Annotated in this window: 14 protein-coding genes; 8 read left to right on the top strand and 6 right to left on the bottom strand. The window is 62.4% G+C overall.

Going from position 1 to position 15,918, the window contains the following annotated elements:
• Positions 1-356 precede the first annotated feature (356 nt).
• A complete protein-coding gene (locus D1Y84_RS18105) occupies positions 357-863 on the top strand; it encodes a hypothetical protein (RefSeq protein WP_199726354.1) in 507 nt (168 codons plus the stop codon).
• Between the two features lie 482 nt (positions 864-1,345).
• Here the strand turns inward: D1Y84_RS18105 and D1Y84_RS03855 are convergent, their stop codons facing one another.
• A complete protein-coding gene (locus D1Y84_RS03855; protein WP_124847354.1) occupies positions 1,346-1,507 on the bottom strand; it encodes a DUF3309 domain-containing protein in 162 nt (53 codons plus the stop codon).
• Positions 1,508-1,980: 473 nt separating this feature from the next.
• Between D1Y84_RS03855 and D1Y84_RS03850 the strand changes: the two genes are divergently transcribed.
• Positions 1,981-2,193 carry a hypothetical protein gene (locus tag D1Y84_RS03850; protein ID WP_124847353.1) on the top strand — a complete coding sequence of 71 codons (213 nt, stop codon included), beginning with the start codon at positions 1,981-1,983 and terminating at the stop codon, positions 2,191-2,193.
• Positions 2,194-2,359: 166 nt separating this feature from the next.
• On the opposite strand, the gene D1Y84_RS03845 is transcribed toward D1Y84_RS03850, so the two are convergent.
• Complete coding sequence (locus tag D1Y84_RS03845) at positions 2,360-3,205, bottom strand: energy transducer TonB (protein WP_158615305.1); 846 nt, start codon at positions 3,203-3,205, stop codon at positions 2,360-2,362.
• 643 nt (positions 3,206-3,848) lie between these two features.
• On the opposite strand from D1Y84_RS03845, the gene D1Y84_RS03840 reads away from it, so the two are divergent.
• Together D1Y84_RS03840 and D1Y84_RS18100 are read left to right on the top strand one after the other, a co-directional pair.
• Positions 3,849-4,835 (top strand): hypothetical protein, encoded by a 987-nt coding sequence (locus D1Y84_RS03840; protein ID WP_124847351.1) that lies wholly within the window; start codon positions 3,849-3,851, stop codon positions 4,833-4,835.
• Positions 4,836-5,098: 263 nt separating this feature from the next.
• On the top strand, positions 5,099-6,157 hold the full coding sequence (locus D1Y84_RS18100) for an energy transducer TonB (protein ID WP_199726353.1): 1,059 nt from the start codon (positions 5,099-5,101) through the stop codon (positions 6,155-6,157).
• Between the two features lie 63 nt (positions 6,158-6,220).
• Here D1Y84_RS18100 and D1Y84_RS03830 read toward each other — a convergent pair whose 3' ends face one another.
• The 4 genes from D1Y84_RS03830 to D1Y84_RS03815 form a co-directional block, all read right to left on the bottom strand.
• Positions 6,221-8,644, bottom strand: a complete 2,424-nt coding sequence (locus D1Y84_RS03830) for a glycoside hydrolase family 31 protein (protein WP_124847350.1) — start codon at positions 8,642-8,644, stop codon at positions 6,221-6,223.
• A 167-nt stretch (positions 8,645-8,811) separates the two neighbouring features.
• A complete protein-coding gene (locus D1Y84_RS03825) occupies positions 8,812-9,426 on the bottom strand; it encodes a hypothetical protein (protein ID WP_124847349.1) in 615 nt (204 codons plus the stop codon).
• Between the two features lie 416 nt (positions 9,427-9,842).
• Positions 9,843-10,226: a VOC family protein gene (locus D1Y84_RS03820; RefSeq protein WP_124847348.1), complete on the bottom strand. Its 384-nt coding sequence runs from the start codon at positions 10,224-10,226 to the stop codon at positions 9,843-9,845.
• A gap of 80 nt (positions 10,227-10,306) precedes the next feature.
• Complete coding sequence (locus tag D1Y84_RS03815) at positions 10,307-10,768, bottom strand: hypothetical protein (RefSeq protein ID WP_124847347.1); 462 nt, start codon at positions 10,766-10,768, stop codon at positions 10,307-10,309.
• Positions 10,769-10,977: 209 nt separating this feature from the next.
• On the opposite strand from D1Y84_RS03815, the gene D1Y84_RS03810 reads away from it, so the two are divergent.
• From D1Y84_RS03810 to D1Y84_RS03795, 4 genes are all read left to right on the top strand, one after another.
• Positions 10,978-11,289, top strand: a complete 312-nt coding sequence (locus D1Y84_RS03810; RefSeq protein WP_124849911.1) for a hypothetical protein — start codon at positions 10,978-10,980, stop codon at positions 11,287-11,289.
• 239 nt (positions 11,290-11,528) lie between these two features.
• Entirely contained in the window at positions 11,529-12,782 is a 1,254-nt protein-coding gene (glgC, locus tag D1Y84_RS03805; RefSeq protein WP_124847346.1) for a glucose-1-phosphate adenylyltransferase, read from the top strand.
• A gap of 179 nt (positions 12,783-12,961) precedes the next feature.
• On the top strand, positions 12,962-14,170 hold the full coding sequence (locus D1Y84_RS03800; protein ID WP_124847345.1) for a beta-propeller fold lactonase family protein: 1,209 nt from the start codon (positions 12,962-12,964) through the stop codon (positions 14,168-14,170).
• 91 nt (positions 14,171-14,261) lie between these two features.
• Positions 14,262-15,713: an SH3 domain-containing protein gene (locus tag D1Y84_RS03795; RefSeq protein ID WP_124847344.1), complete on the top strand. Its 1,452-nt coding sequence runs from the start codon at positions 14,262-14,264 to the stop codon at positions 15,711-15,713.
• The last annotated feature ends 205 nt before the right edge of the window (positions 15,714-15,918 follow it).

The raw sequence follows: 15,918 nt of genomic DNA, 5'->3' as shown, positions 1-15,918 counted from the left end.
CGCTGTGGAGTTTGTGACTGTACTAGTTGCAAATTGCCCACGGTACGAACGGCCAACAGGGTGAGCGGCGTAGGCCTCCCGACTTGGAAGCCGCCGGTGCTGTCGCTTTTGTGGCTGACGGGCGAGCGGCGCGGGCTTTCTGGTCGCTCCGCTGCCGGGTGACGCAGGCTCGGCGCCGGACTGAGTGCCGCGCTTGTTTTCTCTCCAAGTTGTGCCACCCCCCGGTGTCAAAAGCCGGGGTTTGGTGCGTCTGAACTGCAGAGCGTTGATGCGGTGGAGCCCTGCGCAGGCGGTGCGTACAACGGTTCGGTGCGTGTGCGAGTCCTAGTGGCATTGCGTGGCACGCACCATACACCGTGCGCGCGTTGAGGGGGAGCAGAATGGCAGGGAAGGCAAATGCAAAAACATCACGCTGCTGGCCGGGGTTTGAGCCGGTTCCAGGCAAGGGTGAGCACGAGCAGGGAAGCTGCAAACCCAAGGCGAAGTCAAAGAACGGCGGCAAGGAAGTAAACCGGGAGACCTCGCGCAAGAAGCAGGTGGCGGCGGGTGGGGAGCGCGGCAAGCAGGCCAAGGCGAAGAGCCCGAGCGCGAGTGAGCGGGCGAGTGTGAGTAAGACGGCGGCGAAACGAACGGCTACGAAAAAGAGCGCGGCGAAGAAGGCTTCGAGTAAGAAGACGGCTGCGAAGAGCTCGGCGGGCACAAAGACCGCGGCGAAGAAGACTGCCGCGAAAAAGGTCCCCGCGAAGAAGACTGCCGCAAAGAAGACTGCAGCGAAAAAGGTGTCGGCGAAGAGGACAGCCGCAAAGAAGGCACCTGCCAGAAAGACTTCGGCACGGAAGAGCAGCGCCGCCGCGTCCCGGTAGTCCAGGCTGTCTGGATCGAGAGGCGCAGATGGAGGCAGGCATAGCCGCTGCGCCTTGCTGATAAGTGGGTCTGTCTCCCTGGCTCAAAGAGCGTCTGCAACCGACTCGAGCGGCGGTGCGAAGGCTGACTTGCATGCAGCGAGCGGCTGTGGTCTTGGTTCAGATACGAGACGTACCCTGCGAAGTGGAAGAAGCCGCCCCCGGGACCGGTGGCGCTGCTGCCGGAATTAGGCGGGAGCAAGCCGCTCAACGTGCGATCTGAAGTCGCTTACGCGGCAGGGATGGTGCGCTCGGGGCCGTTGACGCAATCCGCGGATTAGACGGTTGGGCACCGCTACGACCTGGGCCATGGCAAGCCGCGACCATAGCGGCGTGCAACGCAGGCACGCGGCATCGTCAGTAGAGGGCGTGCTTGGTGCCCGACATAAACGCGAGGGCGGCGGTGTCCTGTTGCAGGCGCGCCGCCCTTGGTGCGTGCGCGGCTAGAGGCTTGAGCGACCGCGGCCGAAGACCAGGTAAAGGATGACGATGAGCAGGACCAGCGAGAGTCCGCCGCCGCCGTAGTAGCCGACTCCGGGGCCCATGTAGTAACCGCCGCCGCCGAAGAGAAGCAAGAGAATAACGAGAATCAGGATAAGTGGCATGGGCGGGAGTGTAGCACGCGGTTTGTTCCTTTTGGCGTGTATGTTGCGTGGGCAGGTGACTGCGGAGAGGATGCGATGCCACGCGGGCTTTGCGGATGCCGGGGTGGGTGGTTGGGTGCGTGGTGCTGGCCGGGTCGTGGGCCGGGTAGGCGCGGCGCAGTTTGCCGAGCAGCCGAAGGTCCCCGCGAGCCAGTGGCATGCCGTGGCGTTGCAGCCGCCGTCGGCCGGGGCGAAGGTTGCGGGCTTAGATCTCTGACGAGTTTGATGATCTGCAGTGGCCGCTGTGCGGGGCGTGGACCCCGGCGCTGATGGCGGCGGCTGCCAAGTATCACGTGGCTTGGGTGCAGTGTGACTTTTTGATCTCCGGGCATAAGTGACGCCGGCAGGCGGAAGTGCATGCACGGTGGTTCGATAGGGGGTCGCCGAAGCTTGGGAGCGACTTTCGCAACGCGGTGTTTGCGCAGCAGAGGGCGTTGTCGACCGAGGGAGATTTGCAGGATTGTACGGCGCGGTTTGCCAAGGAGCATGGGGTGGCGCTGCCGGTCGTGCTGGATCCGCAGCGTAAGCTGATGGATCGGTGGATGCGGCAGCCGGCTGGGGTGGGCGCTGAGGTGCATGAGCCGCCGATAGTGTTTGTGGTGACGGCAGGGGTGCGGGCCGGGGTATGGGTTTGTGCGGGTGCGTGATGTGAATTTGTTGTCGGCGTATCTAAATCAGGCGGGTGGGGCTTTTGGTGGTGCGAAGAGTGGGGTGAGGGTGCGGTAAGGCTGTGGTAATACCCGCATCTCAGAGGCGAGATGTAGGGCACACGACGCGCTTGCTTCGCAGCGACGCGAAGCGGCTGTTCTCGCCTTAGTGGGATGGCTCGTTGAAGTGGTAATCAAGGTTGAGGTTGTAGGGCACGGCCTCGCCGTCCCGCGTCGCGGGCTTGTAGCGGGTCTGTGCGAGCGCTTGCATGAGGGATTCATCGATGCCGGCACCGACGGCGCGGACGACCTGCAAGCCCACTGGCGTGCCATCTTCGCGTATGCGTAGGTGGATGGTTGCGGTGCCGTGCGCAATGGCCTGCTGCGAGGAAAGCTCAAGGTGTAACGGAGCACTGTCGAGAGATTGCGGCGCTTCGCTGCCGACCTCCGATGCTGCAGCGGCATCCTTGGTGTTGGTCGCTGTAACGGCGTCCGTGACAACGCACTGTTTCACCTTGTCTTCGGCATCGGGAGCAATGGTTGCCGGCTTGAAGTAGCTTTCCGCATAGCACTGCCAGTAGACGGGGACGACCGCTGCTAGATCTGTGAGGCCGTTGACAAAGATGTGCGCGATGGCCTGGTCGAAGGTGCCTGCTGCGTCCGGCTGGATCGTCAGTGCGATCACTTCGGGTGCAGAATAGTTGCGATTGTTGCTGCGCCGCATTGAAAACATGATCTGCGTCACGGTGGAGAGCGCCTGTCGATGGAGGCCGGGTTGAGCGTCGCTGTTTTGCACGAGCCCGACGCGGTTGCCGTGGATGACGAGCTTGCCGCTTTTCAACTCGGTGCCGGTGACGTCGATGCCGCTGAGGGTGACGGGGCCGAGGGTTGGTTTGTTGAGAGCGTTGCCGGCGCTGTCGAACTGGAGTTGGTCTGTGAGCCAAAAGCCGCGCAGGTACAGGGGCTGGCCAACCAGTTGCCTGTTCCAGTCATGCGGGGGAGCCTGCGCCAAAGATGGCGATGCGAGGAGACCTGCCAGCAGGGCCGCCTGGAGCAAGGCTCGATACGGGCGAGGAGACGCAATTTTATGAAGGGCAGACATTGCTGTGCGCATTGTCACAGGAACTGCGACTCTGCGCGAGATGACTTCAGCGTTGCCATGCGGGATGGTGGGTACAGTTCATCGGGGTACGCCCTGGGTTGAGCGATGCTTCGATGCGTGGTCGCCAAAGCTGGGGAGTGACTATCGCAACGCGGTGTTTGCGCAGCAGCGGTCGTTGTCGACAGGAGGGGATTTGCAGGATTGCACGACGCGGTTTGCAGGGAGCACGGAGTGGCGCTGCCGTTTGTGCTGGATCCGTAGGGGCAAGCTGATGGGCGCGGTGGATGCGGACTGCCGGTTGGGGTTGGCGCTGGGGGTGCATGAGACGCCAACGGTGTTTGTGGTTTCTTTATCTGGATCAGGCGAGTGGTGATGTTGGTGGCGGGAAGGGGAGCTAAGGTCCTCTAGGGTGGCTGCCCGGCTGTAGTGGGACCCACATCGCGGATGCAAGAGTGGGGCACCCTGGCTTCCTCGTAACCCCACCTGTTACTTGGGTAAGCTTAGTGACTGAAGACCAAAGCTAACTCACTAGTGACCGAGTTAGCTTTTCTCTATGCGGATATGCGAACTGTATGGGCACGAGGGGATTCAGTGTACGGTTGCGTTCGATGGGCAAGAAGTTTCCTTCCTGCCTGCGCCTGGTGAAGACTGCAGCAACCTGATTCGCAATTTACGAGAGACTCCGAATACCCGTGGTGATAACAGCATCGCTTTGTCTGTAGACCCGAAGGGATGGTTTTACGCGCTTCCAGCTCAATACCATGGGAGCGATTTGTGGGCAGCGATGGTGGAGGATGAGGCGGATTGGGTAGATGTCTACTACGAGGGGCTGGAATTCTTTTATCTCGAGCCACAGCACTTGCGAAGCCTGCAGAAGCTTGGACGATGGAAGCACGTAGAAGAGAAGATTCACAGATTAGAGGTCACGCTCAACCACCAGATCAAGCACTACTTCGCCCTGGCGCCTTCTCGCTTTCGCAACCACTTGTTCGAAAGTATCTTCAATCGCGAGTTTGAAGGCCAATTCGGCATGGCTGGTCGGAATTACGATCGAGAATACGATTTGCGGAACGCCACGCAGCCAGACTTCCTGTTTACCACGGCTCACGAGAACGTTGCCGTTGAGATGAAGGTGAAAGCAAAAAGCAGCGTCAGCCAAGTTCTTAAATATGCACTCCTTGCACTGGCAGTAGAGAAGCTATATGGCTACCAGCGCAGGCACTCGTTGATCATACTAGCGCCTTCCACTTTCTCTGAGTTGTGGATAGAAAGGTTCGGCGACGTTGAGTCGCTACGCATTGCCATGCAGGGACAGGCCGTTGAGTTCTTCGATAGAGTGCGGGAACGTTTTTCAGGTCAGGAGGAGCGTTTTCAGGACCTGGTCAACACGATGGAAGTTTCTTTTCTTAACTATCAGCAGTTCGAAGAGTTCACACGAGCACAGACGACCGAGTTTGCGGATGAAGCCGGTCGCGAGATGTATAGCAACATGGTGGATGGGATGACCCAGGAACTAAGGCGGCGTCAACTGATCCCATAGTTGACAGGGATCTTCTCTCAGAGGTCCAGGTAGCATGACAAAGTGACTATGAGCATTGGCAACCTCATACATTGCATGTGAATTGCCGCCTTTCCCGGGTCTTATCATGTAGCCCACGGCATGCAGCCTTGTGAGGCGAATTATTTCGAGGAGCTTTCCTTGGTACTGCGCACGTTGCAAATTCCTGTTTGCAATGTGCGTCTCTGCTGCCAGACTATGCCGGTATGCGCGTATTCTCCCTCCTGTTCCCGGCTGCGGTTTGCATGGGCCTGTCTGCAACAGCGCAAGGCCCGGCGAGCCCCACCAACATGCAGATCGCTCCGGCACCCGCCGCCGGGCCTGTCGTGGCATATGAGTCGGCGGTGCTGCCGAAAGACCGGGAGGCTGCGTGGGCAATGCTGCGAGCGGCGAACGGGCTACATAGTGATGCAGATATGGCTCCCTGGTATCTCCATGTCAAATACCAGACCTACGACGCATCGGGGCAGAAGGGAGTCGCGGGCACCCTGGAGTATGTGTGGGCAGGGAAGGACGCCTGGCACGTGACTTACTCGGAACCGGGCAGGACGTGGACCCGGTGGAGGACTGTGCAGGGGCTCTATGCTCCTGCCGGACAGGAAGATCTCGGCTATCCGGAGCGTCTGCTGATGGAGACCATTCGCGATCCGTTCGCGGCAGTGCAGGCGCCTGCGAATCCACCAGCCTTCTTTGGCAACGAGACGCTTGAGTCGGTAAAGCTTGCATGTTTTACGAGTAGGCCAGCCAGCGCGCCCAGCGGTTTTGTTGCTCCTCCGGCGGCGCGTTTCTGCGCGGAACAAAACCGACCAATTCTGCGATTGGCACAGGCTGAGTACGACCTGTACCTGAACAAAATGATGGCTTTTCAACACCGGATCATTGCACAACAAGACAGGCTGGTGGATGGAGGTTCCCCGGTACTGGACATCGATGTGGATACTCTCCGTTCGCTAACAGGGGAGGAGCTGAAGGCGCTTACGCCGCCAGCAAATGCAGTGCAGGTCGGCGGTGTTGCAGAGGCACCCCGGGTCGGAACGATCATGCTTCATTCCTTGAAGCGGCCGGAGCCAGAGTATCCAAGAGAGTTAAAGATGAGGCGCGTGCAAGGCTCGGTGCGGCTGGCCGTGCAGGTCGAGGTGGATGGAACAACCACTGTGCTCCGCGTGCTGCATTCGCCGGACCCTGGGCTGACTCGCGCCGCCGAGGACGCGGTCAAAAAGTGGGTGTATGCACCTTACCTGAAGGATGGAAAGCCAACCGCCGTGTCTACAACGGTTACGGTCCACTTTTCGTTGGGGGGCTAAGTACTTGAAGAGCGGCGCGGATGAGTATCGGCGCCGCTCTTCAAGCGGGTACCCGCTTGTGTCTCAGTGCCCGATGATCTCGATGAAGTCTCTGTCGCTGCCGGTCCAGGCTTTTGTCCCATCCTGCGTGAGCTTGCCGGTGGCGTTGTTCCACTTCAGCGTCGTGATCTTGGTTTCGCCTTTTTCGTAGTTGTAGGTGGTGCCGTCGTCGTTGTAGAGGGTGAAGGTGGCGTCGGCGCCGGGGTAGATTTTGATCTTCTCCAAAGGCTGCTTGTCGTGGGTGCTTTCAACCGGGGCGCCGAGGGGCAGGATCGAGCCGGCTTTGACGAAGAGGGGGATCTGGTCGATGGGAGCTGCCACGGTTACAGATTTGCCGCCGGCGAGTTTTTCGTTGGTCCAGTAGTTGTACCAGTCGGTGCCTGCCGGTAAGTAGACTTCGCGGCTGGTGGCGCCCTGTTCGGTGACGGGGGCGACGAGCAGGGCGGGGCCGAACATGTACTCCGTCGTGGAGATGGCGTCCTTCTGGATGTTGGGGTCGTGGGGGAAGTCCATGAAGAGGGCGCGCATGAAGGGTGCGCCGGTCTGGTGGGTGAACCAGCCGAGCGAGTAGATGTAGGGCATCAGCGTGTAGCGGAGCTTGAGGAACTTTTCAAGGATGGGCTCGGCCTGCGGACCGTAGCTCCAGACCTCGTTGTAGTTGCGGGTGCCATGGGTGCGCATGGTGGGCAGGAAGGTGCCGTACTCAAACCAGCGGACGTATAGCTCGGGATAGTCCTCGTTGTGGCCGACGTTGGCGCGGGCGCCCTCGGCGGAGATGAGCGCGGGGTGCATGGGGGTGTGCTGCTGCGGCAGGTACTGCCAGCCGCCGATGTCGTTGCCGGTGTAGGCGATGCCGGAGGCGGCGACGTTGAGGCCGGTGGGGACCTGGCGGCGCAGCGTGTCCCAGGTGGGCGAAACGTCGGAGGACCAGAAGATGGTGCCGTTGTGCTGCGCGCCGAGATAGGCGTCGCGGGACAGGGTCAGCGAGCGCTGCTGGGGCTTGTCGGCACGGATGCCGTTGTAGATGGCCTGCGTGTGGAAGTAGGGGTAGACGTTGAGGAACTCGGCGCCGGGGCCGATGGACAGGTAGGCGCCATCCGGCGGGAGGTCGGGCTCGGTCTCGTCGGCCCAGAAGAAGTCAAAACCCTTGGAGGCGATGTTGTCGCGGATGAGCGACCACCACCATTTCGCGGCCTCGGGGTTGGTGGTGTCGATGTCGGAGCCGGCCTTGTCGTAGGGCATCCCGTCGACGGGAGTGCCGGGTTGCGGAATGTCGGCGGTGGCAGGGATGCCGGAGGCGAAGTGCTCGAACCAGCCTTTGCCGAGCAGCTCGTCGTAGTAGCGGGAGCCGGGGGCGAAGCGCGGCCAGACGGAGATCATGGTCTCGATGTTCTCCGCGTGCAGTTCCTTGTTCATGGCCGCGGGGTCAGGCCAGGCCGCGGGGTCGAAGTCGTACTGGCCCATCTTGGTGTAGTAGAACCAGTCGACCACGAGGATATCGAGGGGGAGATGGCGGTCGCGGTAGCCCTTGGCGACCGAGAGCAGCTCGGGCTGGGTGCTGTAGCGCTGCTTGCACTGGATGAAGCCGTAGGCGGCCTTGGGCAGCATGGGGGTGGAGCCGGTGAGCTGGCGATAGCCCCCGTAGATCTCGTCAGTGGTGTTGCCGGCGATGACGAAGAAGGAGACGCGCTTGCCGAGGGTGGAGGTCCACTTGGTTTCGCCGTCAAAGGCCGGGGCGATGCGGGTGGAAGACGCGTTGTCCCACAGGATGCCGTAGCCCTTGTTGGTGACGACGAAGGGCACGCAGTAGGAGGGCGACGCGGGGGCGAGGTAGTCGGCCTGGCAGATGATGGAGCGGGCTCGGTGGTCGAGGTAGCCTTCCTGGTTTTCGCCCAGGCCGTAGTAGTGCTCCTCGCCATTGGCGTCGTCCATGGTGCGGAAGTTGGCGCCCACGGTATAGAGCGGCAGGTCGGCAGGCTTGATGCCGCGGAGGTTCTTAAGGGTGTCGTCTTTCTGGTTGGGCGCGGCCATCTGCCAGCCATCCATGGCGGCGAGCGGGGTGCCGTCGGGGAGGTTGAAGGCGATGTTGACGCCGGCGACCGAGCCTGAGAAGAACTTTGCGGTGTCAGGCGCCTTGCTGTTGGGATCGCGATGATGCTCGGGGGAGACGGTCACGCTCATGCGGTCGCTCGAGTACACGTCAGCACCCTGGTCGCTGGTGGAGTGATGCCAGCCCTCGGTGTGTTCGGGCTTGCCGGTGATGCCGAAGCCCGGGGCGGCGGAAGCTTCCTTTTCGATGGTGGAAAGCGTCACGCGCACGATGTTGGGGGCGTAGGGCTCAATCACGACTGTCTGGCCGTTGCGCTGCAGGGGAGTTTGAGCCGGCGTCTGGGCGAGGGTGGCGGTGGCAAAAACGAGCAGCAGGGCGGCGGGCGTAAGGCGTTTCATTTGAGCCTCGAACAATCGGGTGAAATGCGACCTGATCACCATACAGCAGGGCACTCACCCCGGGCGAGGGTACCTCCGAGTGAGGGCAGGGCGGCGCCGCGGGAACGCAGAAAAGGCCTCCTGCGCATGCCTATGCAGGAGGCCTTTTCTGTATTTGCGGGTGAAGCTTAGCCGCGCGGAACGAAGTTCAGCGTGATGCCGGCACGTGCGGAGAAGCTGTGGTTCCAGTTGTGATCGTCCTGCTGCTGCCCGAGGTACTCACCGGGGATCAGCTGAAATGCCCAGGCATGGCTCAGGCGGTAGTTCACACCGAAGCCGCCCTTGACGACTGGGTTCCAGTCACTGCCGGTCATGCCCTGTCCAGTAAGGCGCATCTCGCCGCCCTCGGCGAACACGAACGGGGTGACCTTGGAGCGCGGGGCGAGGTAATAGACGGGACCGGCTGCCATGATGAAGCGGCTCTGGCTCGGGTAAACAGACTTCATGTACAGGCTTTCAAAGTCGCCCTGCAGGCCGATGTGCTTGAACAGATTGAGCTCGGGCACGACGGCCCAGCCCATGAGCTGGCGGTTGGGACCCTGGTACGCGTCGTTGTAGACGTAGGCGAAGCTGGCGGTAAGCGATCCACGCGGAGCCTCCGGCAGGGGATGCGCGGGAGCCATGGTGTTTGCAGAGTGGGAAGCCATGGGTGCCGGAGCCGAGAGGGTGGTTGCGTCGGGGGTGCTTTGCGCCAAAAGTCCGAGCGGAGTCGCGAATAACAGTGCGAGTGCAGCCTTAAACATGGATCCTCCAAAAGTAAGTAAATCAAGATATCGATCGGGAGTGCGGATGGGGACTTCGCAGCGTCAATCGAGGGGTCTGGTGCTTTTAACTTTTAACTATCGTTAAGTTAATGGGAGGTATGAGTAAGTTACCCGCAAGTAAGTTGCCTGATGGGTGGTTACTTGTTCCCTGAGGTATCGAAATAGTTAATGCGGGGCGCCAGCGGATACCTGCGGAGCCAACACTGCTGCATTCGGCGGGAACGCTTCCCCACCTGTAAACGCGGCAGGTCTAGGCCACCGGGCTGGAGCAGGGCGGCGGGCGTGATCGACAAGGGTGCTGCGGACGGGAAACAAGGCGCGCGCGAAGGGGCTGCGCGCGCGTCGGCTGCGGAGCCGGTGATTCTGGACCGGAGCGGGGCTCGGTAGGGCCGGGCCTAGATGAAGTTGGAGATCTCGACCAGGTTGCGATCGGGATCGCGGATGTAGAGCGAGCGAAGCTGGCTTTGCGCCCCGGTCCGCTCGACGGGCCCCATTTCGACGTGGATGCGGAGCTGGTCGAGGTATTCGATGACTTCTTCGAGCGGGGTGGAGGTGATGAAGCACAGGTCGCCTGAGCCCGGGGTGGGGTGCGCGGCAAAGGGGGCGAACTCGTGCCCGTGCTGGTGGAGGTTGATGCGCTGTTCGCCAAAGGCGAGGGCCTTGCGGCCGTTGAAGGTGACCACATCCATCCCGAGGACCTCCGAGTAGAAGTCGGTGGTGGCGGAGATGCTGTGGACGGTCAGAACGAGGTGGTCGAGCGATTCAATTGCAAAGGCCATGGTGCTCATTATGTGCCTTTTACCCAAGACTTGGCAGAGTGCCCCCGTGCAGAATGCGGAGGCGCGAAGCTGCCGAGGCGCTAGCGGCGTGGCCGCGCGCGGCGCCGGGCCCGGGCGAACGAGGTCGCGGCGAAGTACAGGAACAGGGTGGCAAAGCCGGCGTAGACAAGGAAGTGCGCGTGTTCGGGGCCGGAGCGATAGGAGCGACGGAGTGTCCAGAGATGATCCAGGAAAAGCAGGGCGAAGACGGCAAAGAAGGAGCCGGTGATCTCAAGCCAGAGGACGGAGCTGGCGTGAGCGAGCGGGTTCCACACGGCGCGGCCGAAACCGCGCGAGCCGCGGGCCAGGGTGCGGGTGGACTGCGCGGCGGACTGGGAAGCGCTGCGGGCCTGCCGGCCCAGGCGTTCGCCCTGCTGCACGCGTTGCGCGGCGAGGCGCTGCTGCTCGGACGGGGAGCGTGGGGCTGCGGGTGGGGGAAGGATGCGATCTGAGGCGAGCCGGACGCCGATGCCAAGGGCGCGGCCCCATCGAACTGGGCGCATACGCCCAGTGTAGACGGCTTGCCGGAGAGGCGGTTGCGAGGGGCAGGTGGGACCGAAAGCGGCGCGGGGCCCGAAGTGGGAGAAATGGAAAGCGCAGGCAAGGGGGAGCGTCTTGCTGCCTCAGGTCATCCAACGTAGGGTGGTTGATAAAGATGAGTGGCCGACGAGCGCACATGACGGTGTGGCCAGCCGAGGAAGAGGAACTGAATTTGAATCAAAATTTGCGCAAACTGGTGCAGCAATTAGGCGAGGCCATTCACGAAAGCGTATCCGAATCGGAGCAGATTGCCGGAGTGGTCCGGGATATCCGGGAGCAGGGCTTTGATGTGCTGCTGATGCTGGAGGCGACGATCGGGCTAAACGAGGTGGTGGAGCAGCCCACGGGCGAGGGCTCCGACGAAGAAGCGACGGGCTCGGAGTTTACGGCGCAGGATGTGAACTTTCTTCGCTCGCTGCGCATTGCCATTGAAGGGGATGCGGGCGAGGCCGGGGACACGGATCATCCGCCGGCACATGAATAGGTTCAGAATTTCGGCGTCTTTCCGCATCGTGGTGGCGGCCTGAATGGTGTCACAGCCTGTCGCTGCGGGAATCCCGCAAATGCGGGTATACGGCTGAGTGTGGTTTGAGGTACATAGTGCGTGTAAGCTGCTGCTTTCCGCAAGACACAGAGTAATTCCGGACCGGACGGGATCCGGGGAACAGCAATGCCGTGCTTGGCTCAGGCCGCGGCGCCACGGCAGCAGAAGGGACGAACCACATGAAGGACACACTGGGGGTTTTGCTCGCAGGCGGTGCAGGAGAACGACTCTCTCCACTGACACGCGATCGTGCGAAGCCGGCCGTGCCGTTTGGCGGGCATTACCGCATTATTGATATCACGCTTTCAAACTGCATCAACTCGGATCTGCGCAAGGTCTACATCCTGACGCAGTACAAGGCTTTGAGCCTGAATCGCCATATCCGCGAAGGCTGGTCGGGGGCCGTGGCGCAGGAGTTGGGCGAGTTTATCGAAATCCTGCCGCCGATGCAGCGGGTGGGCAAGAACTGGTACCAGGGCACAGCGGACGCGGTGTACCAGAACATCTATTCGATTGGCGCCGAGCGGCCCAAGTACATCATCATTCTGTCGGGCGACCACATTTACAAGATGGACTACGGCAAGATGATGCAGCAGCACCAGGACTCGGGGTCCGATGTGACGCTGGCAACGCTGCCGATTCGACCGGACGAGGTGTCGCGGTTCGGCGTGGTCGAGGTGGACAAGAAGGGCGAGGTTACGGGCTTTCTCGAGAAGCCAAAGTCGACCCACCTACGCTCGCCGTGGAACCCCGACATGGTCGACGCCTCGATGGGCATTTACATCTTCAACACGGACGTGCTGCTGCCAGCGTTGATGCGGGATGCCGAGGATGAGAGCTCGCAGCATGATTTCGGGCACAACATCCTGCCGGAGATCCTGGGCAAGTACAAGCTGTCTGCCTACAACTTCGTGGATGAGAACCGCAAGGAGCTGTACTGGCGCGACGTGGGCACGCTGGACGCGTATTACGACGCCAATATGGATGTGGCCTCGGTGAACCCGGTGTTCAACCTGTATGACGAGCACTGGCCGATGCGCACACGGGTGCGACAGTATGCGCCGGCAAAGTTTGTGTATGGGCAGGCGGGCCATGACGGCTCGGCGGTGAACTCGGTGATCTCGGGTGGGTGCATCATCTCGGGCGCGTGCGTGTCGAGCTCGCTGTTCTCGCAGGACGTGCGGGTGAACTCGTACTCGACGGTGGACCAGAGCATCGTGTTCTCGCATGTGAATATCGGCCGCAACTGCCGGATTCGCCGGGCCATTATCGATCGCGATGTGAACCTGCCGGAGGGTACGGTGATTGGCTACAACCCGGAAGAGGACCGCAGGAACTACCTGGTGACCGAGTCGGGCATCACGGTGGTGGCGCGTGATCACTCGCTGTACGAGAGCGCGATCCACGATATCCAGCTTGGCGAGCAGGGCTAAGGCGCGCCTGGCGTTCCCTATGCCCCGCGCCGGAGTTGTGGCGTTGGGGCGCCCCCCGGGGCGGACGCGATGTGCCGGGATGGGAATGGCGGGAGAAAGTGGCGACTTTCCCGGCCGGAGAGCGTCTCACAGGGTGGACCGGCGCAGTGGATCCCCGGCAGGGAAGGCAGACCCGAGGTATGGCAAGGAAACAACAGCGAGCCCGGTGGACGCGGAGATCGGCATGGATTGCATGCCTGGCTGTGCTGCTGATGGTGGGCATCTCGGGTTGCGGCAGCGGATTCTTTTCGCCGAGCAGCAGCGGCACCGGCTCAAGCACTGGTACAGGTTCGGGCTCATCAACGCGCAACGCGGTGTATGTCGCCAACAGCAACCCCAACCTCGATACGGTGGCGTCATTCTCCCTGTCGGCCGGGGTGCTGACGGCGCTGACGGGGTCGCCGGCACAGGTGCCGACGGTGCCGAGTGCGCTGGCCATCAACCCGGCGGGCGACCTGCTGTGGGTCGGCGGAGAACTGGGCGAGATCTACGTGTACACCACCGATGCGGTGGGTGCGCTGACACTGGGCGCCAGCAGCGACCCGGTCGGCGAGGTCGATGGCACGGTCGGCTCGATGGTGGTGGACCCCACAGGGCAGTGGCTCCTGGTGGAAGTCAATACGGGGACGACCCCGGTGATTTACGTGTTTCAAATCGACAGCTCCACCGGCACGCTGACCCAGACGACGGGCAGCCCGGTTGTGCTGGATACCGGCTCGGCGACACAGCTTGCGTTTACGCCGGGTGGTACGGAGCTGTTTGCCGCGCTGGGCACGGGCGGGGTGGACGTGCTGACGTTTACGCCGAGCTCCGGGGCCCTGGGCAAGCTGAACGTGCTGCTGAACCCGCTGGGCAGCAGCTACTCCGACCAGGGGCTGGCTGTGGATACCACCGGAACGTACCTGTTTGTTGCGGAAACAGGGACGAATGGCCTGCGCGTGTTGACGATCAACAGCGGCGGCAGCCTCAGCGAGGTGGCCGGGTCGCCCTTTGCGGCGGGACTCGGCCCGAAGTCAGTGGTGGTGGATGCGACCAACGCCTACGTGTACGTGAGCAATGCGGCCACCAACACAATCAGTGGCTATGCACTGGCCAGCGCGACGGGTGCGCTGACGCCCTTGGCGGGTTCGCCGTTTACCACGGGGTCCGGGCCCTACTCCCTCACAGAAGACGGTACCGGCACCTACCTGCTGGCAGCGTCCGAGGGCGGCAATCCGGACCTGCAGGTGTTTACGATCACGGCCTCTACGGGAACAGTCCCGGGGGCGCTGGTCTCGGCAACAACCGCATCGACCGGCAGCACCTCGAGCGTGGCGGCCGCGGCGATCGCAGTGGCCGCAACGCCCTAGCGAGGGGGCGCCGGGCAACTGAGCCCGGCGCGTCCCGATGCTATGCTTTGCTACTGTGCGTACATCGTCCCTCACTGTAGTTACTGCCGTAATGCTTGGCTCTCTTGCGCTGGTGGGCACCGGGTGCGGCCGGGTGCGTCATCTGCGCGCGCAAAACCAGGTCTACGTGGTGTCCAAAGGCACCTTTTTGCGCGACCGGCTCGCCGCTGTTTCGAACCATGTGGCCGATATCCATAACGGCGAAAAGCTGACCGTGCTGCAGCACGACCGGCGCTTTTACCAGGTGCGCACGCCAGACGGCAAGGTGGGCTGGCTGGAAGAGCACGCCGTGATCGACCAGGGCGAGTACGACAAGTTTGAAGCACTCAAGACCGCTCACGCCAAGGATCCGGTGGTGGCCTCGGCCATTCTGCGGGACGATATTTTTCTGCATTTGACGCCCGGGCGGAAGACCGAGCACCTGTACCTGCTGCCGGCCAACGACAAGCTCGAGGTACTGCGCAGGGCATCGGTGGAGAAGCCGCTGCCGCCGCAGCAGATGCTGGCGCCGAAGTCGCTGAAGCCGCGGGCTGCGCGGCCAGCGCGCCCGGTGCGTCCGGCTGCGGAGAAGAAGAAGGAACAGGGCGGCTCCACGGTCTGGGCCATGGCGCCGCCCCACCCCGACAAGTACACAGCGCCGGACCTGGACCCGGAGGCGCCATGGATGGCCGCGCCGATGGAGGACTGGTCGCTGGTGCGGGACAACCAGGGTCGGGTGGGCTGGATCCTGTCACGCGCGATGGACGTGGATATACCGGACGAAGTGGTGCAGTACTCGGAGGGGCGCAAGATTGTGGGCGCGTACCTGCTGAACACGGTGATGGACAATGGCGAGCCGCCGGAGCGGCACATCGGTCCGGAGGAGGCGAAGCGCAATGCAGAGCGCGCGGCCAAGCATGCGGCCCTGCTACGCCGGCACCCGGACGCGGATGCGGACAAGCCGGCAGCGCCCGAGAAGCCTGCGCCGGTGCCGCACCCCGTAGGGCAGTACGTGACGGTCACAACCGAGTACAAGGACGGGCTGCCTTTCGATTGGGACCAGGTGCGGGTGTTTATCTGGAACCGCGCACGCCACCGATACGAGACGGCCTACCGGTTGCGAGAGCAGCAGGGATACCTGCCGGTGATCGTGGGCAAGGAGCAGGTTGACAAGGTGGGTGAGGAGCCCACGTTTACGATACGGACCAGTTCGGACGGCGCGGTGACGCAGGACGATGGGGGCAGTTTCCATCCGAAGAATGTGACCGTGACCCAGTACCGGCTGGAGGGCAATATCGTGCGCCGGGATACGCCGCTGCCGGTGCGGCCGGGCGATGCCGCTGCCGTGGGCGGAGCGGTCGCAGGAGCGGCGGCGGCCGGAGCACACAGTGCTCCTGCTGGTGCGGTTGTCCCGGGTACCGGGAATCGTGCAGGCGCGGGTGGCGCACATAAGGGTCGCGCGGTGCGGGCCAGGCATTCGGCAGCGCATCCGCTAGTGCGCGGGCACCATCCGAAGCATCGTTAGTTCTGGTGGACCAAAGCGCCCACCGCGCCTGCGCCTGGGCCGCAGGGGGGCAGGTGGGTTTCGAAAACCTACCTGCTGAGGTGTTCCCATTTGGGACTCTCTTGAGGGCGCAGGCGGTAAATCGGCGGACCATATCAATTTTCAAAGCTATGCAAGCAGTTTTTTTACATTGCAGTACGAAAGTTTGGCATGCTACGGATGTAGG

The sequence above is a fragment of the Acidipila sp. EB88 genome, assembly GCF_003858395.1.
Lineage (GTDB): Bacteria > Acidobacteriota > Terriglobia > Terriglobales > Acidobacteriaceae > EB88.
Note: the sequence above shows the minus strand (reverse complement) of the source record. Positions and strands in the feature narration are given on the sequence as shown.

What these genes read in the sequence shown, in the direction of transcription:
- D1Y84_RS03820 (WP_124847348.1), bottom strand. Translation starts at nt 10,226, where the DNA reads ATGGCCTTTGCAATTGAATCGCTCGACCACCTCGTTCTGACCGTCCAC.
- D1Y84_RS03795 (WP_124847344.1), top strand. Translation starts at nt 14,262, where the DNA reads ATGCTTGGCTCTCTTGCGCTGGTGGGCACCGGGTGCGGCCGGGTGCGT.
- D1Y84_RS03800 (WP_124847345.1), top strand. Translation starts at nt 12,962, where the DNA reads ATGGCAAGGAAACAACAGCGAGCCCGGTGGACGCGGAGATCGGCATGG.
- D1Y84_RS18100 (WP_199726353.1), top strand. Translation starts at nt 5,099, where the DNA reads ATGGGCCTGTCTGCAACAGCGCAAGGCCCGGCGAGCCCCACCAACATG.
- D1Y84_RS03840 (WP_124847351.1), top strand. Translation starts at nt 3,849, where the DNA reads ATGCGGATATGCGAACTGTATGGGCACGAGGGGATTCAGTGTACGGTT.
- D1Y84_RS03830 (WP_124847350.1), bottom strand. Translation starts at nt 8,644, where the DNA reads ATGAAACGCCTTACGCCCGCCGCCCTGCTGCTCGTTTTTGCCACCGCC.
- D1Y84_RS03825 (WP_124847349.1), bottom strand. Translation starts at nt 9,426, where the DNA reads ATGTTTAAGGCTGCACTCGCACTGTTATTCGCGACTCCGCTCGGACTT.
- glgC (WP_124847346.1), top strand. Translation starts at nt 11,529, where the DNA reads ATGAAGGACACACTGGGGGTTTTGCTCGCAGGCGGTGCAGGAGAACGA.
- D1Y84_RS03855 (WP_124847354.1), bottom strand. Translation starts at nt 1,507, where the DNA reads ATGCCACTTATCCTGATTCTCGTTATTCTCTTGCTTCTCTTCGGCGGC.
- D1Y84_RS03815 (WP_124847347.1), bottom strand. Translation starts at nt 10,768, where the DNA reads ATGCGCCCAGTTCGATGGGGCCGCGCCCTTGGCATCGGCGTCCGGCTC.